Source organism: Microbulbifer sp. GL-2 (assembly GCF_007183175.1).
In the GTDB taxonomy this organism is placed as follows: domain Bacteria; phylum Pseudomonadota; class Gammaproteobacteria; order Pseudomonadales; family Cellvibrionaceae; genus Microbulbifer.
Genome location: NZ_AP019807.1, coordinates 3081335 through 3102794, shown reverse-complemented (window position 1 = coordinate 3102794; position 21460 = coordinate 3081335). Strand labels below are relative to the sequence as shown.

The 21460-nt window shown below is 47.4% G+C and carries 14 protein-coding genes and 1 pseudogene; 6 read left to right on the top strand and 9 right to left on the bottom strand.

Annotated features, from left to right (window positions below):
- Positions 1-94: 94 nt before the first annotated feature.
- From asd to leuC, 4 genes are all read right to left on the bottom strand, one after another.
- Positions 95-1210, bottom strand: coding sequence for an aspartate-semialdehyde dehydrogenase (asd, locus tag GL2_RS13490; protein WP_143731151.1), 1116 nt, complete (start codon positions 1208-1210; stop codon positions 95-97).
- Positions 1211-1279: 69 nt separating this feature from the next.
- On the bottom strand, positions 1280-2338 hold the full coding sequence (leuB, locus tag GL2_RS13485; protein WP_370452154.1) for a 3-isopropylmalate dehydrogenase: 1059 nt from the start codon (positions 2336-2338) through the stop codon (positions 1280-1282).
- Positions 2339-2368: 30 nt separating this feature from the next.
- Complete coding sequence (gene leuD / locus GL2_RS13480; protein ID WP_143731149.1) at positions 2369-3016, bottom strand: 3-isopropylmalate dehydratase small subunit; 648 nt, start codon at positions 3014-3016, stop codon at positions 2369-2371.
- The gene (leuC, locus tag GL2_RS13475) at positions 3016-4464 is read right to left on the bottom strand and encodes a 3-isopropylmalate dehydratase large subunit (protein WP_143731148.1); all 1449 of its coding nucleotides are present in this window, start codon (positions 4462-4464) and stop codon (positions 3016-3018) included. The genes leuD and leuC overlap by 1 nt, the downstream gene beginning before the upstream one ends.
- Positions 4465-4650: 186 nt before the next feature.
- On the opposite strand from leuC, the gene GL2_RS13470 reads away from it, so the two are divergent.
- From GL2_RS13470 to GL2_RS13460, 3 genes are all read left to right on the top strand, one after another.
- Entirely contained in the window at positions 4651-5523 is an 873-nt protein-coding gene (locus GL2_RS13470) for a LysR family transcriptional regulator (RefSeq protein WP_143731147.1), read from the top strand.
- 233 nt (positions 5524-5756) lie between these two features.
- Positions 5757-6494, top strand: coding sequence for a TIGR04219 family outer membrane beta-barrel protein (locus tag GL2_RS13465; protein ID WP_143731146.1), 738 nt, complete (start codon positions 5757-5759; stop codon positions 6492-6494).
- Between the two features lie 109 nt (positions 6495-6603).
- The gene (locus GL2_RS13460; RefSeq protein ID WP_143731145.1) at positions 6604-7659 is read left to right on the top strand and encodes a nitronate monooxygenase family protein; all 1056 of its coding nucleotides are present in this window, start codon (positions 6604-6606) and stop codon (positions 7657-7659) included.
- A 79-nt stretch (positions 7660-7738) separates the two neighbouring features.
- Here GL2_RS13460 and GL2_RS13455 read toward each other — a convergent pair whose 3' ends face one another.
- The gene (locus GL2_RS13455; RefSeq protein ID WP_143731144.1) at positions 7739-8170 is read right to left on the bottom strand and encodes a PaaI family thioesterase; all 432 of its coding nucleotides are present in this window, start codon (positions 8168-8170) and stop codon (positions 7739-7741) included.
- 427 nt (positions 8171-8597) lie between these two features.
- Between GL2_RS13455 and GL2_RS13450 the strand changes: the two genes are divergently transcribed.
- Positions 8598-9323 carry a carboxylesterase gene (locus GL2_RS13450; protein WP_143731143.1) on the top strand — a complete coding sequence of 242 codons (726 nt, stop codon included), beginning with the start codon at positions 8598-8600 and terminating at the stop codon, positions 9321-9323.
- A 54-nt stretch (positions 9324-9377) separates the two neighbouring features.
- Here the strand turns inward: GL2_RS13450 and GL2_RS13445 are convergent, their stop codons facing one another.
- The 3 genes and pseudogenes from GL2_RS13445 to GL2_RS13435 form a co-directional block, all read right to left on the bottom strand.
- Positions 9378-10274: a HupE/UreJ family protein gene (locus GL2_RS13445; RefSeq protein ID WP_172621146.1), complete on the bottom strand. Its 897-nt coding sequence runs from the start codon at positions 10272-10274 to the stop codon at positions 9378-9380.
- Positions 10275-10428: 154 nt separating this feature from the next.
- Positions 10429-11346, bottom strand: a complete 918-nt coding sequence (locus tag GL2_RS13440; RefSeq protein ID WP_143731141.1) for a peptidyl-prolyl cis-trans isomerase — start codon at positions 11344-11346, stop codon at positions 10429-10431.
- 93 nt (positions 11347-11439) lie between these two features.
- A pseudogene (locus GL2_RS13435) lies at positions 11440-13250 on the bottom strand (DUF3604 domain-containing protein).
- 296 nt (positions 13251-13546) lie between these two features.
- On the opposite strand from GL2_RS13435, the gene GL2_RS13430 reads away from it, so the two are divergent.
- On the top strand, positions 13547-14584 hold the full coding sequence (locus tag GL2_RS13430) for an AraC family transcriptional regulator (RefSeq protein ID WP_143731140.1): 1038 nt from the start codon (positions 13547-13549) through the stop codon (positions 14582-14584).
- Between the two features lie 181 nt (positions 14585-14765).
- On the opposite strand, the gene pepN is transcribed toward GL2_RS13430, so the two are convergent.
- Positions 14766-17399 carry an aminopeptidase N gene (gene pepN, locus GL2_RS13425; RefSeq protein ID WP_143731139.1) on the bottom strand — a complete coding sequence of 878 codons (2634 nt, stop codon included), beginning with the start codon at positions 17397-17399 and terminating at the stop codon, positions 14766-14768.
- A gap of 912 nt (positions 17400-18311) precedes the next feature.
- Between pepN and GL2_RS13420 the strand changes: the two genes are divergently transcribed.
- Positions 18312-21302: a YdbH domain-containing protein gene (locus GL2_RS13420; protein ID WP_143731138.1), complete on the top strand. Its 2991-nt coding sequence runs from the start codon at positions 18312-18314 to the stop codon at positions 21300-21302.
- The last annotated feature ends 158 nt before the right edge of the window (positions 21303-21460 follow it).

The following is a 21460-nucleotide window of genomic DNA, read 5'->3' as shown; positions in this document are numbered from 1 at the left end:
CTTTTTACGCGATCGGGTTCACAGCTTGACGAAATGCCCTCCATTAATAGGCGCAAAAAATTGCCTTTTGAGGACTTCTTCCACTCCGTACCAGTTATAGCTTACCGAGTAAAATCAGCAGGATACGTCGCAGAGGCTCGGCGGCGCCCCACAACAGTTGGTCACCCACAGTGAAAGCATTCAGGTACTTTGGCCCCACACTCAACTTGCGCAGGCGCCCTACCGGAATATCCAGCTTGCCAGTCACAGCGGTGGGAGTCAGGGACTGTAAGGTACTCTCGCGATCATTCGGCACCACACAGACCCAGTCATTAGCGACACCGATCATCTGCTCGATATCTGCCATAGGCAGGTCTTTTTTCAACTTCACGGTAAAAGCCTGGCTGTGGCAGCGCATAGCACCGATACGTACACAGGTGCCATCCACCGGAATCGGGCTACTGGTTTCCAGGATCTTGTTAGCCTCAACCTGGGCCTTCCACTCTTCACGGCTTTGGCCATTTTCAAACTGGGTATCAATCCACGGCAGCAGGCTACCAGCCAGGGGAGCACCGAACTCAGTGGTAGGGAATTCCGCAGAGCGCATGCCTGCAACCACCTTGCGATCAATTTCCAGGATTGCGCTGGCGGGGTCCGCGAGTTCATTGCTGACACCATCACGGATAGTCCCCATCTGCCCGATCAACTCGCGCATATTGCGGGCACCGGCACCACTGGCGGCCTGGTAAGTCATCGCAGTAACCCACTCCACCAAACCAGCTTTAAACAAACCGCCAAGGGCCATCAACATGAGGCTAACTGTGCAGTTGCCACCGATAAAATTCTTTCGCCCGATGTCGATAGCGCGATCGATCACATCGCGATTGACCGGGTCCAGCACAATTACGGCATCGTCCTGCATACGCAGACTGGAGGCGGCATCAATCCAGTATCCATGCCAGCCTGACTCGCGTAGACGGGAGAAAACCTCTTTGGTGTAGTCACCACCCTGGCAGCTGACAATCGCATCCAACTGAGCCAGTGCGTCGATATCGTAGGCGTCGCCCAGCGGCGGCAGTTCGCGGCCGATATCCGGTGCCTCACCGCCCGCGTTGGAAGTAGAGAAAAAAACCGGTTCAGCGATATGGGCAAAGTCATCCTCTGAGCGCATGCGCTCCAGTAATACCGAGCCGACCATGCCGCGCCAGCCGATAAAACCTATTTTTTGCATTGCGATGTCCTGTGTGTGATGTGGTCAATGTGCGCCGCCGAGAAAGCGGCGCGATAGTGAAATGGGGAATTACAATGCAGCGACGACGGCAGCTCCCATTTCTGCGGTGGTAACCTTTTGACTGCCCTCGGTATAAATATCCGCAGTACGTAAACCCTGCTCCAGCACCTTGCTCACCGCAGCCTCGATAGCTTCCGCAGCTTCGCTCATATTGAGTGAGTAGCGCAGCATCATGGCAGCGGAGAGAATCGTAGCCAACGGATTCGCAATCCCCTGCCCGGCAATATCTGGTGCGGAACCATGGCACGGCTCATACAGGCCAAAACCGTTCTCATTCAAAGAAGCAGAAGGCAACATACCGATGGATCCAGTAAGCATGGCGGCGGCGTCTGAGAGAATATCGCCAAACATATTGCCGGTGACCATTACATCGAACTGCTTGGGCGCACGCACCAACTGCATAGCAGCGTTGTCCACGTACATATGAGACAGCTCAACATCAGGGTATTCCGGCGCCAGGCGATCCAACACCTCTCTCCAGAGCACAGTGACTTCCAGCACATTGGCCTTATCGACAGAGCAGAGTTTGCCGTTGCGTTTTTGCGCTGCCTCAAAGGCGCTACGCGCAATACGCTCAATTTCCGACTCACTGTAAACATAGGTGTTAAAACCCTGGCGCTCACCGTTTTCCAGGGTCTGGATGCCGCGAGGCTCTCCAAAGTAAATGCCGCCGGTCAGCTCACGCACAATCAAAATATCCAGCCCGGAAACCACTTCCGGTTTCAGGGAGGAGGCGTCTGCCAATTGGGGGTAAAGAATCGCCGGGCGCAGGTTGGCATACAAGCCGAGGCCACTGCGAATTTTTAACAGGCCCTTCTCCGGGCGGATTTCCCGCTCCAGGGTATCCCACTGTGGTCCGCCGACAGCACCGAGCAATACCGCATCACACTCGCCGGCAGCCTTGAGAGCCTCATCAGTAAGAGGCTCACCATGAGCATCAATTGAAGAACCACCAATCAGGCCCTGCTCAAATTTAAGCCCCAAATTAAATTTTCCAGACGCGACTTCCAGTACCGCCATCGCCTGTTCAACAATTTCCGGGCCAATGCCGTCGCCCGGCAAAATCATCACTTTCTTTGTCACAGGAGTTTCCTTTAATTACTGAACCGCATCAAAAAGCCAGGGGGCGTTTTTACGTCGCACGTCTTCATAAGCGCGAATATCTTCTGAGTGCTCCAGGGTCAGGCCGATATGATCGAGGCCATTGAGCAGGCAGTGTTTATGGAAGGCATCTACCCCAAAAGGGATCATCTCACCACAGGGCTTGCGCACGTGCTGTAGTTCCAGATCGATAGTCAATGAATAGCCTTCCTGCCCATGGGTTTCTTCAAACAGCTGGTGTACCACCTCTTCCGGCAATACAATCGGCAACAGGCCGTTTTTAAAACAGTTATTAAAAAAGATATCGGCAAAACTGGGAGCGATAATTGCGCGGAAACCGTGATCATCCAATGCCCAAGGCGCGTGCTCACGACTGGAGCCACAGCCAAAATTCTCCCGCGCCAGCAACACCGAACCACCCTGGTAGCGCGGGAAATTTAACGGGAAATCCGGATTGATTGGACGGCCGGAGCAGTCTTGTCCGGGAAAGCCTTCATCCAGATAGCGCAGTTCATCAAACAAATTGGGACCAAACCCGGTGCGCTTGATGGACTTGAGAAATTGCTTGGGAATGATCAGATCCGTATCCACATTGGCACGATCCATCGGCACCACAAGGCCTTCATGCAGGGTAAATGCTCTCATCAGGCCATCTCCTCTTCAGCTTGCACCGGCACCATTTCACGTACGTCGACAAAGTGCCCTGCAATTGCAGCAGCCGCAGCCATACTGGGGCTCACCAGGTGGGTGCGGCCACCGTAACCCTGACGCCCTTCAAAGTTGCGGTTGGAAGTTGAAGCACAATGCTCCCCAGCCCCCAGTTTGTCCGCATTCATGGCCAAACACATGGAGCAGGATGGCTCTCGCCACTCAAAGCCTGCCTGCACAAAAATTTCATGCAACCCTTCCTGTTCCGCCTGGGCCTTCACCGCCTGTGAGCCGGGTACAACCAACACCTGCTTGACACTGTCTGCCTTATGCCTGCCTTGGGCCACTTCAGCTGCGGCGCGCAGGTCCTCAATACGGGAATTTGTACAGGAGCCGATAAACACACGGTCCAAGTGGATATCACAGATTTTCTGTCCTGCCTCAAGCCCCATATACTCCAACGCACGCACAATACCAGTTCGCTTGGTGGAATCGCTCTCGGCAGCGGGGTCAGGCACATTGGCACTGACCGGCACCACCATTTCCGGGGAGGTACCCCAGCTCACCTGGGGTTCAATATCCTCACCACGCAACTCGACAACCGCATCAAACTCAGCATCGACATCGGAGTGCAGATCACTCCAGGCCTCAACCGCCAGGTCCCAGTGTTCACCCTTGGGTGCGTAGGGTTTACCCTTCACATAATCGAGAGTGATCTGGTCAACCGCCACCATACCCGCGCGTGCGCCGCCCTCAATCGCCATATTGCACACGGTCATACGACCTTCCATGGACATATTGCGAATGACGTCACCACCGAACTCAATCGCGTAACCTGTGCCCCCGGCAGTACCAATCCTGCCAATAATCGCCAGCACAACGTCCTTGGCGGTAACGCCAGCGCGAAGTTCACCATCTACGCGCACAAGCATGTTTTTCATCTTTTTCTGGGTCAGGCACTGGGTGGCCATCACGTGCTCCACCTCTGAAGTGCCTATGCCGTGGGCCAGTGCACCCAGGGCACCGTGAGTAGATGTGTGTGAGTCGCCACATACTACAGTCATACCGGGAAGCGTCGCCCCGGTCTCGGGACCGATTACATGCACGATGCCCTGCCCCGGTTCATTAATACCGAACTGCACCACATCGAAGTCACGGCAGTTCTCATCCAGGGTCTGTACCTGAATACGGGAAATATCATCGCGGATACCGCTCACGCCTGCGGCGCGCTCAGTACTCTCGGAGGGCACGTTATGGTCTGGAGTTGCCACCAGAGAATCTTTGCGCCAAGGGGCGCGCCCCGCCAGTCGCAGGCCTTCGAAAGCCTGGGGGGAGGTCACTTCATGAATCAGGTGACGATCGATATAGATCAACGCCGAGCCATCGTCACGGGTCATGACCACATGGTCCCGCCAAAGTTTATCGTAGAGTGTTTGCCCTGCCACAGCTTGTCCTCTCAGTTGTTTAGAACCTGAGTCTACCCAGCAGTAATAAATAACACCAATTTATATTTATTATCACAAACATTCCATTATGGAATCCAAAATACCATTTGCGGTAGTATCTGCCTCAAGACTTCCGGCACGCAGCCATAAGCACTGCCATCATAGATAAAGAAGGGGTACAAAGGCTTGGAAATCCAATGGCTTAGAGCCTTCCTGGCAATTGCCGAACGGGGCTCAGTCTCTGAAGGAGCAACACAGCTGCACTTGACCCAGCCTGCAGTAAGCAAACGCCTTGCATCCCTTGAGCAGCAACTTGGCACAGCGCTGTTCAACCGCATCGGCCGCCGCATGCAACTGACCGGCGCCGGTCGCGCCCTACTGCCGCGTGCCCGGCATATTCTCAATGAAATTAGCAATACCGAGCGGGAGTTGCGTGCTCTGAGCAGCTCTGTAAGCGGCAGTCTGCGTATTGCCACCAGCCACCATGTCGGGCTGCATCACTTGCCGCCAGTACTCAGGGAATTCAGTAACCGCTACCCACAGGTAGCCCTGGATATCGATTTCGTGGATTCAGAACAAGCCTATGAGGCACTTATGGCGGCCAAATATGAGCTTGCCGTAGTAACTCTGGCCCTGAAGGACTACCCACATCTCAATGCGCAGGTTATCTGGCCCGACCCCTGTGTAGTGGTGGCAGCACCTGAGCACCCCCTGGCAAAAATCCCCGAGCTGGAGCTGACTGACCTAGCCAACTTCCCCGCCATACTGCCAGACCTAAACACCTATACCGGACGCCTGATCAAGCGCGAATTCGACGCGCAGGGATTAAAGCTCAGCGCCAAACTGGCCACCAATTTTCTGGAAACCATCAAGATGATGGCCTGCGTCGGCCTTGGTTGGAGCGTGCTGCCGCATACTCTGGTAGATGAGAGCCTCGCCGTGTTACCGGTGAAAAAACTGCAGGTGCTGCGCAACCTCGGTGTGATCAGTCATCGCGGCCGCACCCTGAGCAATGCCGCCAGAGCTCTGCAACAAATGCTTTTTGAAGCCGCAAATTAAATAGCTTCAGCCGATAGAAACCCCGCAAAATCCTGTACAGATACTTACTTCGTTCACCGGAAGTCAGCCTTACTATATCGACGAGACGAAGAATAGACTCCAAACCAGGCGATGCTTTCATGCGCCAATTTTGCCTATCCGTTCAAAAAAAATTGTAAAAATGTGCAACTTACAGCGGCGAAGAAAAAATATATCTGTACACTCCGCGGCAAATTTATCACGGAGAGAAGTCCATGAAAAAAACCGCAATTGCTTTCAGTGCCCTCCTCGCCTGCAGCGCTGCCAGCGCAGACACCATTCTTGGCCTTGACGCCACTGCAGGTGTCTGGCTTCCAGGTTATACCGGAGACATTGGTAACGACGACTACGACCTGGACAACCTCTCTCTTGGCGAAGACAACATTACATTTATCCAGGTAGCCCTGGAGCACCCAATTCCCCTGGTACCTAATGTCCTACTCGCCCATAGTGAAATTGACACTGATGGCGCTGCGCTTTTAGAGGGTACAGTGACATTTGACGATGAAACCTTCCAGGTCGGCTCAGATATCACCACCGACCTCAACCTCACACATACCGATGCCACCTTCTACTACGAAGTGTTGGACAACTGGGTCAACCTGGACCTGGGTCTGACCGCGCGCATGTACGATGGTGAATTTACTGCCGTCAGCGAAACCCAGGCGGAAACGGTTGACCTCAGTGGCTACCTTCCCATGGCCTATGTTATGGCGCGTTTTGATCTGCCATTTACCGGCTGGTCTGTTATCGCCCAGGGCAATGGCACAGCCTATCGTGGTGATACCCACACCGACCTTACGGCAAAAGTGCGCTGGGATTTCGTACCGGCAATCGATTTGGCTGTTGAAGCGGGTTACCGGGTAATGAGCCTGGACCTGGAAGAGTTGGACGACCTACAGAGTGATATTGAAATTAAAGGCCCCTACATCGGCTTCAACCTGCACCTGTAACTCCGCCTCTTTGATCCCGATGCCTCTTATCATTAACCACAGCGCGGTATAGCTACCGCGCAAAAACTACCCTAAGGTAGTCAGACTGAAAGGCAGAGAGGCTGGTGGGATGGCGCAAGCACTATTGAAAAAGCTGGGGATACCTCACCCCATCCTACAGGCACCAATGGCGGGCGTTTCTACCCCAGAACTAGCGGCTGCGGTTTCCAATGCCGGCGGTCTGGGCGCACTGGGCCTTGGCGCAAGCTCTGCGCAAAAAGCCGCTGAACAAATCCGGCAAACCCGTAAACTCACCTGCGCCCCTTTTAACGTCAACCTATTCTGCCATCGGCCAGCAAGAGCAAACCCAGAGCGTGAAGCTGCCTGGCTTACTCACCTGGCACCCTACTTTGCCACTCTCGGCTCTACACCACCAAAAACTCTCCAGGAGCCCTACCAAAGCTTTATTGGCAATAGTGAAATGCTGAAGGTGATTCTGGAGGAGAAACCGGCGGTACTAAGCTTTCATTTCGGCTTACCAGACCAACCCACAATTACAGCGCTCAAGGATGCCGGCATTACCCTGCTGGCAACAGCCACAAACCTTGCAGAGGCAAGACTTGCTGAAGAAGCAGGAATCGACGCGCTAATTGCACAGGGGGTGGAAGCCGGCGGACATAGAGGCGTATTCGAGCCTGAAATTGACCAAGAGATAGGAACTCTAGCTTTGGTTAGGCTCCTGAGTTGTCAGTACAGCCTGCCTATCATAGCCGCAGGTGGAATAATGGATGGAGCCGGTATTCAGGCCACATTCTCGCTTGGCGCTAGCGCGGTACAGATGGGTACCGCGTTTATCCTGTGCCCCGAGTCTGCTGCAAACGATGCCTACCGCACTGCACTACAAAATAAAGGTGGCCTTAATACAGCAATCACCACCAATATATCCGGGCGTCCTGCTCGAGGTATCACAAATTGCTTCTACCACGACCTGGATCAAAATGCCCCCCTTCGACCAGAGTATCCCATCTGCTATAGCGCTGGAAAAGCCCTTGCCGCCGCAGCTACCGACGCTGGCAGCGAGGACTTTTCTGTGCAATGGGCAGGCCAAGGCGCCCCCTTGGCCAGGGCCTTGCCTGCAGCCGAATTAATCACAACTTTAGTCGCAGAACTGGAAGCATGCCGCTAATCCAATATTAGGCTTATGCTTGAATTATCTCCTTTATGCCTAGGTATTTGCTCGAACCAGAAAATAAACAGGAACAAAGTTATTTTGCGGAGGAAGAAAAGCTCCGAATAAGAGCCGTTGCTGTAGATTTGGCTACCAAGACTTCCCCATGGAAAAGCTCGCCCTCAAGGACACAAATATTACTCCCCCTGGAAACAACTCTTCCCCGACCTAACACCTTAACAACGCTCACTGGTGCAATAAAGTGCGTCTTTAACTCAAATGTGGGAGCAAACTGACTTTCATCCAGGGTTGCAGTTAAAGCCGGTCCCATAGTGTCATCAAGCATTGCTGCCAGAAAACCTCCCTGTATTTTTCCCATAGGATTAGTAAACTCCTCCTTAGCATCAAACTCCATTTCGATAGATCCTGCATCACCATCAACAGCCAGTACCTTCGCACCAAGAGTTAAGGCCGCCTTTGGCATAGGTAACTCCCCCTCAAGAACCTTCCGAAATAGCTTATTTCGCATGCTTCCTCCCTGCATAAGCTAAGCCTCCCAGTTTGACTATATCGCTACAGTCACTACGCCCTGCTACAAGGTAAAAAATAAACTCCAGCAAAGATCGTAATCAATACACATCAAATCTGGAGAAGGAGACATCATTATAAATACCTAAATTTCCCCTCCTGGCCAGCTTATCGCTGAACCCCATCTTAATTGCGGTCGTAAATTCCCAAACTACCACTAAACGGAACAATTAGTCAGAGTTCTACCTGCATTCACTAGCACTCCTAGCCAGCAATGCCTTCATAGCCAACTGGATACGCTATTATATTAGAGAAATAGTAGTGAAAGGCTTTAATAAGTTTTTACAACCATACTACATTTAATCAGGAGGATAATCATAGATACACCTATTGTTCTTCTTCATGGTACCAATGCAGGCCCCTGGACTATGGAGAATTTCCATAAGTATTTTGAGCAAAAAGGGTTTACCTGCCACAGCCCTGCATATCGCCACCATGACATTAAGCACTCAGAGGAAAAGCGCAACCCCCTTATCGGAACAAGTATCAGAGACTACGTCAGGGATACTGTAAACTTCGTAAAAAATTTGAATAAGAAGCCAATTTTGGTCGGACACTCCTTAGGTGGAGTCATCGCACAAAAGATAGCCGCCAAGGGGCTTGCAAAAGCGATAGTGCTACTGAACGGAAGTATTAACTGGGGAATTCTACCAACAACAGATCAAGAGTGTGTGCTTGGCAGAACCTTAATGACTTCTGGGAAATTTTGGGAGAGTGTGCTACTCCCCGACTTCGAAATAATGGCTAGATTTGGGCTCAATAAACTAAACACAAAAGATCAACATAAAGCCTTTGACCAGCTGGGACCGGAATCAGGCAAAGTATTTTTCGAGCTATTTTTCTGGATCTTCGACGAAAACAAAACCACCAAAGTTGAGTATGAAAAAATTATGTGCCCTGTATTGATGGTGTCCGGCTCAGATGACTTTGCAATCCCTCCCTCCACATCATACCTTATAGCTAAACAACATTACTCTAAAACGACCTTTTATATCGCTGAGGGCTACGGTCATTACTTAATGCTGGAGCCCAATTGGTTGAGAATTGCCGAGTTTTGCAAAAACTGGATAATCAATCAGGAAAGGATGACCTAGAGATATTGTGAACTGCCTCTATCCTTTCACCACAAGGTCAAAGAACCGCGCAGCTCAATATATCAAACTCAAAGATCGCTCGACCAACCAATACCCACCTGTAATACCTATTGGGTACATAGCTATATTTGACTGTATTACTTTGCTGAATATACTCTTTGGAAAATGACAACTCGAAATTATCATACCGACAAAAGAAACAACAAACATCACCAGTATTACAAATATTACCTGACCAAGCTCTACACCTAGATTAAAACTGAGCAGGGCGACCATTTTTTGCCCATAGGGAAGCCCTAACTCTGTCAGAGCACTGGAAAACCCAAAACCATGCAGCAATCCAAAACCCGCAGCAACAGCGGCGGGATGACGCCATGCCAGAGTCTCTTTATAGCGGCTGGACTTACCTTTTAAGATCTCAGCAGCCAGCATCATAATACTCAATGGAATTAACACCTCAACAACATCTATCCTTATGGTAAAATAATTTAAGCTGGCAAGCCCCAGTGTCAACGAATGCCCTAAAGTAAACCCTGTGATAGTAATTAAAACAGTCTTTAAACTTTGAGCAATAAAAACCAAACACAAAACAAATAGCAAATGATCATAACCTTCAAATATATGATCTAAACCCGCTTCAATATATTGACTGACACACTCCCAGAAAGATATCCTGGATGGCAACTTCAAGTCTAAAACTTCCGGACCGTTAAAGATACTAACCCTCTCCCCATTTAATCTCTCAAAATGGACCAGAGTAGACAACACAGGATTAGCAACTGGGTATACAAGTTGTATTTGCATACTTGAAGTAACTTCATCTTCAGCACCCAAGAATGAAGATTCACATCGATACCTTGTAACTCCTACTATATCGGGATAACCAACCTCATCCATCCTTTGGCAGCTTCTGCCCTTTAGGCTGATTTTGGGCTCGGTTCCAGGTTGCATAACTGGGGGAATCTTCCAGCGCAAAATATAGCTACCCTCTGAAAATTCCTGCAACTCTATATAGATCGGCCTTCCTTCGTGTGAAAAACACGTGCAACTATAGGTTCCAGTTACGAGCAAAGTAAACCCAATTACCCAGCACTTTAAGATCGATCTATTCAGCATGAGTAAGACTCATCGATGTATCCGGCACTGAAACTCCCCAATCAATCTGATAACGAGCAATCAACTTCTGTAATTTTTGTCGACTGGCACTATCCATTTTTTCACGACGATAATCTTCCACAACCATAGGGGCAGCTTCTTTGAAGGTTGGCAACCGACTTGCCGTGTTTTTTGTTACCAGGACTAAGTGCAGGCCGTAAGGAGACTCAAAAGGGCCAGACCAGGTATTCAGGGGCAGAGTGAATACCTGTTGCGCCAAAAACTCCCCCATATGACTGGATACCAATTGGAGAGTACGCTCAACATAGTTCCGATGGAAAGGAAATCGATCACCGTAACCAGATGATCTTTCAAAAACTTCTGACTTACTCCTGAGATTCTCAAGGGTTTGCAATGCAAGCACATTCATTCGTTCAGCAGAATGCTTTCTACCATCAAAAAAAACATGGGTAAACGTGATAGACGCTTCCAATCGATACCTTTCCTGATGATGCTGAAAGTAATTTTTCAATGCATTTTGGGAAATATCAACTTCGTGAGCAACTCCACGAGTCACATATTCTAACTTTTGGATAAGCCGACGCCTAATGATCTGATCATTCTTTTCCAATCCAAGACTGATAGCCTCACGGTATAACACTTCTTCGTGAATATAGTTATCAATCAGAAATGCCTTTTCAGAAGATGACAAACCCTGCCAGTAAGCTCTGGCAAAGCCAGGACTGAAAGTTTTTTTCTGGTATTGAATATACTTGAACAATAAATCTTCACTTACTGTTAAAGTATATTCCTGGTCCAGGCTACCCCCTTTCAGTTTTAATAATTCGGCACTACCGAATAACATTAAAGCGATAAGCAAGAAGTGTATCAATGGCTCTCTTTTTATCGCTACCCAGATCCATTGCATATACAAGCTTCCTGTTTTAAATGTACAATATCAGTTAGCAATTACAAAAAAACCGTGCAATCATTTTTTACAGATTAACTATGTATTTTTCAGCTAGGGGGAATACCAAATAGGTGAGGTATATGCGCGCTCTTGAATCACTGCGGGACCTTCGGAAGGTATTTTAATTTCCCCACTGTTAATTTCTCTTGTCGCCACTGCATCATAAAGTGAGTGGCGGGGGGTTGGAATTTGCAATACACGGACATAGTAAAAAGCCCTTTGGCCAGCATCAAAGTCCGGGTCTTGCCACAAAGTAGACAATTCCACTGAGCCCAATGTATTCGTGTATAAGCCTGTTTCACGATCAACGGTATCACCGACTGAAGGCAGCTGGCCTTGATTATCCAGGCTCCGCTCACCGGACCAGGCTACATTAAATATCCGTTCAGAACTTTGCCCTTTTTTATCCAACCAGGACTTGACTACTTGGATACGGTCAAGATTGGCTCCTTTGGGATCTTTTACCGCACGTATCAACAATTGTACTGGTTGATCTGTGGCTTGAGGCTTGGTTAAATCCCCCCCATAGGCACTCCGTGGCTATAGCCCAGCTCGGCAATATTTTCAGCATCTATCGCATGCTTCGGAAAATCCCAACCAGCAAATACACGCACGCTTATTCGAGGCCCCGTTGTCGCATAAACTTCACGACGTTTAAAGGCAGAAAAAATACTTTCTCGTGTATTTTCCTCTGCCCAAACTGCTGCGAGCCCCGATGCAGACATATTCCACCCAGTCGCTTTGGTTCCGCCGATAACTGATTTCGAATGCTTGCTCCTTGGGGTAGAATCATGGGCAAATTTCCCCCAAAAATTATCTTCTTCCGCAGTCGATATGCCCGTGTGAGAATCAGTGGATCCGATCAAACCGAACTTGTAGGGATTCACCCCAATTCTCTCTTCTATTTCCAAGCCGGTTCGTAAACCTGAACGCACATAATCCCCCTTTGCAACCCGATAGGCCTCTGGATCCGCCTGTAGGTAGAATGGATAATTCTCAAAATCAGCAAAGGGATCCTGTGGAGAGAGTTGCGAGTGCGTCTCAGAATCCCCTTTTATTTGCGTCATCTCAACCAGTGGCTCCCATCGCATACGTGTGCGTGCGTACTGAATATCAATTGGCTCACCCCGTAGAGTAGTTTCCGAAAACATATAACCTTTGGAAACATTGGAATTATGCGGAATAGCTATGAATTCACTACCAGTTCGCTTTGAAGTTTCATCCAACCAATTCCATAGGTCTTCTGGATACTGGCTTTGGTCCGATCCAAATGGGAGGTATTGTTTGGCTTGCATGGACCCGTTGGGGGATACCACCACCCGGTGCAAGTTAGCGCCTGTGGGGGTAGAGCTCCACTCCCAACCTATAAAACTGGTAAAATTCCCAGGGTTGTAATGGCGCTCTGCTGCATCAACTATCTCATGCCATGCGCTTGTACTGGTCTTGCTAAGATCCCCCAGTACTGGATCATGAGCTTGATTGGCTGGATCCTGAACAGGATCCTTGATAGCTTCCGGGTTGAGCGCTTTTGCAGGTAGCAGCTCATTAAAAATATCCATCCCTTCATTCGCAGACACCTTATAGCGAATATGTTGCTTTGCAAGCCAGCGCAAAACAGCTTGATAAATCGGCAGTTCTGTATCCAGCTGGTCAGTCTCATTAACTACCGCCCTCATAACACCTAAGGCTTCAGCATGATCTGAGACCACTAAAAAGTCTAAAGGTGTTTCTATACGGACTTTTGCATGGGTATAGGGATGAATAACAGGCTGCCCCTTAGCCCACCGGTATGCGGTATCAGGTGTTGCCGAATAATTTTGACTTAGAAAAGCATCGAAGGAGTAGGATGTATGTAGATGCATATCTCCCCAATAGAGCTGTGTCACATCATTGGCCAAGAGGCTTCCACATAAAACGGCTGGCAGGAAGCCTATAGACAGCGCTATTCTTTTCATAGCATTTTTCATAGTTCGATTCACTCAAATGTCGGGACTGGCCTTAAAAAAACAGCTGATTTTCTTACGCTAACAAGACTGATAGACTGAGTATCACGACACTCTGCCTTAAGTTAGAAACTCCTAGCTTAATACTAATCACTTGGTCTACGCCCTTCTTTGCTTATCCGGCCAAACGCTTGACCAATTAGGACACTTAGAAAATGGCTGAGAATGGACACACAACCATTGCAACTTGGGTTTTGCCAATTATCGAGGCTCTAAAACCTTATTGTTCACAACAGAAACTTCTTCAGCATGCAGATATTGACTACAAGTACATAAGGGATACAAATCGACGTATTCCTTTGAAAAATATGAAAAAATTATGGGATATGGCCGAGGTTGTATCCGGTAATGATTGCATTGGCCTGGAGGTCTCCAAATTTGTAAGCCACACAAACCTCCACGCGCTAAGCTACGCTCACTTGGCCAGTAGCTCAATAAGAGAAAGCCTGGAGCGATCAGCACGATTCTCAAATGTAATCAGTACGGCCATGAGAATCGCTATTCGTGACCACAAGAAACAGCTGATTGTATCCTTGCATAAAGCCGATGATCTGCCTCATGATCCAAGCATTCATGCCATCGATGCCTTTATTGCCTTATTAATAAAATCCAGTAGAAAAATATCTCCAGACCTTTATAACCATTTGATTTCCATTAACCTTACACGATCTAAGCCTAACAACCCTAAACATCATCAATTAATGTACAAATGCCCTATCAACTATTGTGCAGAATTCTGTGAAATACGATTTGAGCGCAGATTTGCAGAACGCCCCATCTCCACTGGAAATATTGAATTGGCCTCTGTAAACGAACAGGCACTGCAAGATTATTTAGTACGGTTAAGAAAAAATGACATAATTGGACTTGTAACCAAAACTGTATTAGACCTGATGCCTATAGGCGAACTATCTCAAGAGAATATTGCAAGCACACTTGGCTTCAGCTGTCGTGGTTTACACAGAAAATTAAAGGAACAGGGTACCAGCTACCAGATAATCTTAGATAGAACTCGCAAATATCATGCTATCCAGTATCTCAAACAACAAGAATTACCGATAACAGTTATTACCTACAGACTTGGCTTCCATGACACAAGCAGCTTTTCAAGAAGCTTTAAAAAGTGGACCGGAATATCACCTAGAGAGTATCGCAAGCAACATCAACACCAGAAAAATAACACAAAAAATTAAATAGCTGCCTGCCATACATCCCCCTGAGATCCAAAGTTATACTCCGTCTTATCTTATCAAAAAAACTAGTGCACAAATATGAATCAGCGCGTGCCAGAGGCAACAGAAGAGCATCTACCAATAAGCCTCTGAATAGAGTTCAGGGGCTAAACCTCGCCCCTGCTTTTTCCCGTAATATCTGTTAGTTTTTTAATCCTTTACTTACCACCTCAAAGACATCTTTGGATAGTTCTCCTGAATCAGCCACTCTCAATAAGGCAGCTTTCATTTTTTCTGCAAGCTTCCCTGCATATTTCTTCCAGCGTGTAATAGGAATAACTAACCGTGCAGCTATCTGGGGATTCAACTTGTCCAAAGTAATAACCTGTTCTGCTACAAACTCAAAGCCACTTCCATCGCTTTTGTGAAACTGACTGAAATTTCGATTAGCAAATCCACCTATTACTGCCCGCACCTTATTTGGGTTCTTCATTTCAAAAGCAGAATGCTGCATAAGGGCTTTAATATTTTCCAGAGTGCCCCTTGTTGAACTACTACTTTGCAGGGCAAGCCAGAGTTCGATCACCTGGGTATCCTCTCGCCAGAGCTCATAGAACTGCTTAATTGCCTGATCAGCTTGCTGGTCGTCAGCATAGTTAATCAATGCACTCAGCGCGGCAGCTTTATCTGTCATATTACTGGCAGCTTCAAACTGGCGTTGAGCGAAACCCAAAGCTTCCGTTGATTTTGTAATGCAGAGATATTCTAGACACACATTCTTCAGCCTACGCTCAGAAATATCTTTCGCATTTGGGCTATAAGATTTTTCTGTACTCAACTCGATATAGCGTTCTTTCAACTCTGGCACAAGCGCATTAGCAAGGGTTTCACGTGCGAAATGTCTCGCAGTAAAAATAGCATCGGCATCTATAGACTCTGATTCCTCAGCAATCAATTGCTCGCTGGGTAGCTGCAATATTTCAGCAGCTAATGCGGGATCCAGCTCCCTGTCAATTAATATATCGCGATAAGCCGCAATCATCTCTGGTGGTAGCTGCAAGTTTCGGCCCTGGCGATATGCATCTTGGAGCTGATCCAATGCAGTGAACGCCAATCTTTGGGAAGCATCCCAACGATTAAAAGTATCCGAGTCATTACTCATGAGAAACAAGAGCTGCTCACGACTATAGTTGTGACGAACCTTTACAGGCGCAGAAAATCCGCGTAAAAGTGAGAGTAAAGGTTGCTCCTTTATTCCTTTAAACTCAAAGGTCTGTTCCCGCTCAGTCACCTCCAAAACACACTGGGTAGCGCCTGCTTCATCTAGTGCCATATCAGCCCCATTTGAACCTAACAGTCCAACTTTCAGTGGTATATGGAATGGGAGCTTTTCGTCCTGTTCAGGTGTAGCCGGGCAAAACTGACGAACTTTAAGCTGATAAACATCTAAGCTACCATCATAATGATCGGTCACATTTAACTCAGGAGTGCCAGCCTGACTGTACCAGCGGCGAAATTGGCTGAGATCAACCTGATTAGCATCTTCCATGGCTGCTATAAAATCTTCACAAGTAACAGCACAACCATCGTGACGCTCAAAGTAAAGATCACTCCCTTTACGGAATCCCTCTGACCCAAGTATGGTATGGATCATACGAACTACTTCAGCGCCCTTTTCATAGACAGTAAGTGTATAGAAGTTGGAAATTTCCATGTAAGAATCCGGGCGGATGGGATGTGCCATTGGACCAGCATCTTCCGAAAATTGGCTGGTACGTAACAGGGATACATCTTCGATACGCTTTACTGCCCGTGAATTCAGGTCTGCAGAAAATTCCGCATCGCGAAATACTGTAAATCCTTCCTTCAAGCTGAGCTGAAACCAGTCCCGACAGGTGACCCGATTACCTGACCAGTTATGAAAATACTCATGACCAATAATTGACTCAATTCTTTGAAAAGCAGAGTCGGTGGCTGTTTCCGGGCTGGCCAAAACACAGGCTGAGTTAAAAATATTCAAGCCTTTATTTTCCATAGCCCCCATATTGAAGTGGTCAACTGCAACAACCATAAATATATCGAGATCATATTCCCTACCATATACTTCTTCATCCCAGCGCATGGCTTTTTTCAAGGATTGCATGGCGTGGTCGCATTTCCCGATATTTTTATCCTCAGTAAATATTTGAAGCTTTACCTCGCGGCCACTGACAGTAGTAAAAGAGTCGTCAACATGCTCTAAATCCCCCGCCACTAAAGCAAACAAATATGCTGGCTTGGCAAAAGGGTCCTCCCAGGTGACAAAGTGTCGCCCATCATCACAGTAACCCCGGTCAACTTCATTGCCATTGGATAGTAATACCGGGTAATCCGCTGGTGCCATAATAGTCGTGGTGAATTTTGACATTACATCAGGTCTGTCAGGGTAAAACGTAATCTTCCTGAAACCCTCCGCCTCACACTGTGTGCAATACATGTCGTTGGAAAGATATAGTCCCTCCAGGGACGTATTGTCCTCCGGGTTAATCCTGTTGTGGATTTCCAGGATAAACTCCGGCTTATCAATAGAGACAGACAAGCCTTCAGGTGTTTCTTGATAAGATATTGAAGAAAGAATGGAGCCATCAATGGCAATGGATAGCAGCTCAAGATCAATGCCATTCAACAGTAAAGGTGGTAACCCCTGACCGGCTTCAGGATTCCTGCGAATTTCGAGGCGTGATTTTACCAAGGTGGCCTTGGGCTCCAGCTCGAAGTGCAAGTCGGTACTGTCCACCAGGTAATCCGGTACTCGATAGTCTTTGAGATACATGGTCTTCGGCTGAGCATCTTGCATTGTTGAAACATCCTCAATAAGTGGGTTCCCACCGGAACGGTAAGGGTATGTAAATTGGGGTAAAAAGTGTCATTACAAGTTGAAATCACAAACCACACGCTCCGGTAATTTAACCTCAGCAATTCTCTATAAGTCGGCTTGACCGATTTTCACTTTCTCGCTGCTAACTCAAACACAACAAGTGCTTACTCAGTACCGGCTAACTTGGTTATCTAACGACCCCACACTAGTACTCCTCGGGTATTAATAGCTATTTGCAGCGGCCTCCATGTTCGCTGTCAGCCATAGACCATATAATCTCTGATGTGCTGCTTACGGTATCGGTGATCCTTATGATTAATAAACTAATCGCTTTGCTGTTCATAGCTGGAATCTTGCTGTTCATAGGCACACCAGCAACCTCAGCAGATTTGGATGAGAAGCTGAATTCCCTCTTGTGGCACTTAAAATGGCATTCCATGCAGCACTATGAACAATACAAAAATAATTAAAAATCTACCTGTAATAGCCAAAAACTATCAGTGGGTGATCACTCCTATTGGGTCACGTGACGTATTAATGACTACACATGGTTTTATTTGGAATCCGCTTTGAGGATAAGAAAATATCCCCCTGAACGCTCACATCCAGTCTTTGGGTGGAAAGGAAAGTATCGGGCGATTAAAGTTGTTACAGGAGAGCTTGACAGAACCTCATGACTCAATATTCACTTCTTTATACTTTGGCAGCTAAATGAACCATCTTCCCAATTCACAATCCAACTGCCACACACAGTATTATCCGGCTAGATGATAAGATAGCACTTCATCATGCCAGCAAAATACGTAGTTTAAAGCCAGCAACAAGCTGCTGCAGCTAACTAACAGGCGATAATACAAAGTTACCTCCTTTCCGGGAGTTTAGAGGTTTAGCGTGCGAAAACCCCGCATTATTATCATTTCATTGGCGATATGCCTAGCCACCTTATTAATTGGTAGCTGGTGGAAAAAAGACATTGTTGCCTCCCAGCTAATCAACTTGTTTGCCGGCGAAGTTGTCATTCAGCAATTATCCGGACTGGAGCTGAGTTTTAGGGAAGTATCCATCAAGCAAGTCCAGTTGAAGTCCAACCAGGGTAATGGTCTGGTCCTTGATAAAGTAAAAATATCCTACCCCTTTCATATAATTTACGATCGGGATAACACCCAGAAAATTAAGTTATCTGTTGATAAGCTAACTCGCTATCGAGATAAAGAAATAGAACCGACCAGAAAAGCAACTTCCCTGGATAGCCCGGAAATAGAATATTCTATTTCACTGAGCGGAATGATCGAAGATATAGTCAGGTACATGCCAGGGAAAATATCTGTGAGGGAGTTAGTGCTGAGCAAGCATTTTACAGCAGGCCCCTTAGACATCACCCGGCAAGACACAACTATCCACTTAAATTCGCCCTATAAATCTGCTCAGTTTGGCGCATTTTATTTTTCACTACAGTCCAACTTGACAGCGAATCAAATTGCTGTAAATGCAAGCATTGTTTCATCCTCCGATGCCCCCGCTTCTCAAGTAGAATTAAATTTACTCAAGGGAAAACAGGATCAATGGATACTAAATGCCAGTATAAATTCGAACCTAATGGCCATTGATCCTCTCTTAGACGTCACTCAAACACAGTTCGTAGCTTCTACAGATAGGTTAAATGCAAACGGGCACTTCTCTGTCTATGCCAGCTCTTTGATTCCGGATAACTTCTTGTCCATAGCGGACTACGAAAACATCGTGCTGCAAGTTGAAGGCGATGCACTGGAGTTATCTGTCGCCAGTGAAATATTCAATGATAATGTGAATACCCAGCTATCTACCCAATCCCCTATAGAGCTCAAAATAAAAGCACTCTCCCCGTTTCTACTTGAATCGATCACAGGTTCCGGCTCAATTTCAGCTACATCGGGCGGTGGCAGAGTGAGCGAGAGCCCTCTCGCGAACATTGCATTTGAGTCGGTCTCACAGACAAACACTCCCAGGCTGCAGGTGAAGGGCTCTATTTATCTACCTGCATTAGAACCTGCATTTCAATCATCCCAGTGGAAGACTTACTTTCCCTCATTACAATTGACCAAACCAAAAGGGGAGTTGAAATTCCAGGGTGAGGCTACTTTGAGTCCCATTGGAACACATTCCACAGAGAAAAATTGGCTCGATAAGTTTAGCTTGGCCCTGCTCCCCGGAAGTGAACTGAAATTCGAGACTGCGATAACTGACCAGCCAAAAGAATCCCACTTACATTCAGTTGGTCTTCACAAAAGCCAGGTTAAGGTAAACATCAGAAACAAGATTCAGATTGAAGGGAGAACTGCATCATCCCATTTATCTGAGGTTATAGTTACTGAAGGTGCAATTGACTCTAAATTACAAGCAAAGGACTCTACAACCTCGATTTACTCACAGGTTAGCCAACTCCAATGCAGTATCCATAAAGCTAATGAATGCGTATTTGACCTGGAAACGGTGAATGCAACAATTGCTGACGAGGCCTTGGACATTACTCTCAACAAACTGGACTCGACTGCCAGGGTATACATCCAGGCAGGCAGTAATATTCAACAGCTAAAGCTTGAGCAGGTAAATGCCACATTTGAGGAGCTGAAAGGTAGAGATTTCAAGATTGACAGAGGTGAATTTCAACTGCCCCAGGTCGACTGCAAATTAGGATCACAGACCGCAAGCTGTACTATAAAACAATGGAACAGTCAATTTAAAGCATTTTCCAGTGAATATTTTACCTTATCCGGTAAGCTCGACTTTAGTAATATCAGTCTCAAAGCTACTCAAGGAAATACCGAACTAAGCGGCAGCTTTGCCAGTAGCACCCTGGGAATAGAAACAGCTGAAAAGTACTCACTGGAGGCATCTCTTACAGGATCACTATCTCTAAGTGGAGACAAAATAAAAGGGCAAAGCCAACTTAGGGCCAGCTCCTTGATATTAGACTCAAGCTGGCATCACGATATCGACCTGGCAACTGGTACTATTAATTTTTCATTGCCCAAGGTCGAATTCAATTCCAGAACCCCTCTCAGCAGGATGGTCAAGGGATTGCCAATAGATATCATTTCCGGGGGGATTTACGCTAACGGAACTATATCCTGGCCCCAACAAGCGAAAGATTCCGTCCATTTAGCCCTTACCAATGTTGCTGCAGTCTATGGAGATAGCTTTGCCACTGGGATAGAAGGGGAAATTCAGCTGGACAGTGATAATGGACATTGGCTTACCTCGAAGCCCCATCCACTGTCGATACAATCTATAGACGCGGGCTTGCCCTTGAATGATATCCACTTTTCAGTCTCCCTGGATAGAGAGCAGGATGTTATCCTGGAGAACTTCACGGCAGAATTTCTCCATGGAACGCTGAGTTCAGAGGCATTGAGCTGGAACCTTGTCAATAAGGAGCGCAGCAGTATCCTGTACGCTCAGGATATATCTTTAGAGCAACTGGCTCATGAAACCGAGTCGGAAAATTTCAAGGCTAGCGGACGCCTCAATTTGACGATTCCTGTCAGTACCGGCCCAGATGGTATCACCGTAAAGAATGGACACCTGCAAGCAATAGAGCCTGGCGGACAACTGCGATATTACGGTGCATTTTCTCCCCAGATGCTTTCTGGTAACCCACAGCTTAAGCTGATTGCCAATGCACTTGAGGACTATAACTTCCGTACCCTTGAGGGCAGCATGGAATATCCTCCCAGTGGAGATCTGCTGCTAAACCTGAAGCTTGTTGGTCGTAGTGAGTCAGTGGACACCGAGCGTGACCTCATTATTAACCTTAATCTTGAAAACAATATTCCGTCGATGCTGCGCTCTCTGCAGGCCAGCCGCGACCTTACGGAAGCCCTGGAAAAGCAACTGGACCAATAGGCCAGGACTAAAGTAGGCTCTTCCTATGCAGGGCAGTAGACCGGTTAATTCATTGCTGGTTAAGGTTGAACCAATACAATAGGGGAATGTGGTCAACCCCGACATAGTTGGTGAACCTGGCCTGGATATAGAGAGAACTGCTGTAGATGCAACTAGTA

What these genes read in the sequence shown, in the direction of transcription:
- asd (WP_143731151.1), bottom strand. Translation starts at nt 1,210, where the DNA reads ATGCAAAAAATAGGTTTTATCGGCTGGCGCGGCATGGTCGGCTCGGTA.
- leuB (WP_370452154.1), bottom strand. Translation starts at nt 2,338, where the DNA reads ATGATTTTGCCGGGCGACGGCATTGGCCCGGAAATTGTTGAACAGGCG.
- leuD (WP_143731149.1), bottom strand. Translation starts at nt 3,016, where the DNA reads ATGAGAGCATTTACCCTGCATGAAGGCCTTGTGGTGCCGATGGATCGT.
- GL2_RS13465 (WP_143731146.1), top strand. Translation starts at nt 5,757, where the DNA reads ATGAAAAAAACCGCAATTGCTTTCAGTGCCCTCCTCGCCTGCAGCGCT.
- GL2_RS13460 (WP_143731145.1), top strand. Translation starts at nt 6,604, where the DNA reads ATGGCGCAAGCACTATTGAAAAAGCTGGGGATACCTCACCCCATCCTA.
- GL2_RS13455 (WP_143731144.1), bottom strand. Translation starts at nt 8,170, where the DNA reads ATGCGAAATAAGCTATTTCGGAAGGTTCTTGAGGGGGAGTTACCTATG.
- GL2_RS13450 (WP_143731143.1), top strand. Translation starts at nt 8,598, where the DNA reads ATGGAGAATTTCCATAAGTATTTTGAGCAAAAAGGGTTTACCTGCCAC.
- GL2_RS13445 (WP_172621146.1), bottom strand. Translation starts at nt 10,274, where the DNA reads ATGCAACCTGGAACCGAGCCCAAAATCAGCCTAAAGGGCAGAAGCTGC.
- GL2_RS13440 (WP_143731141.1), bottom strand. Translation starts at nt 11,346, where the DNA reads ATGCAATGGATCTGGGTAGCGATAAAAAGAGAGCCATTGATACACTTC.
- GL2_RS13430 (WP_143731140.1), top strand. Translation starts at nt 13,547, where the DNA reads ATGGCTGAGAATGGACACACAACCATTGCAACTTGGGTTTTGCCAATT.
- pepN (WP_143731139.1), bottom strand. Translation starts at nt 17,399, where the DNA reads ATGCAAGATGCTCAGCCGAAGACCATGTATCTCAAAGACTATCGAGTA.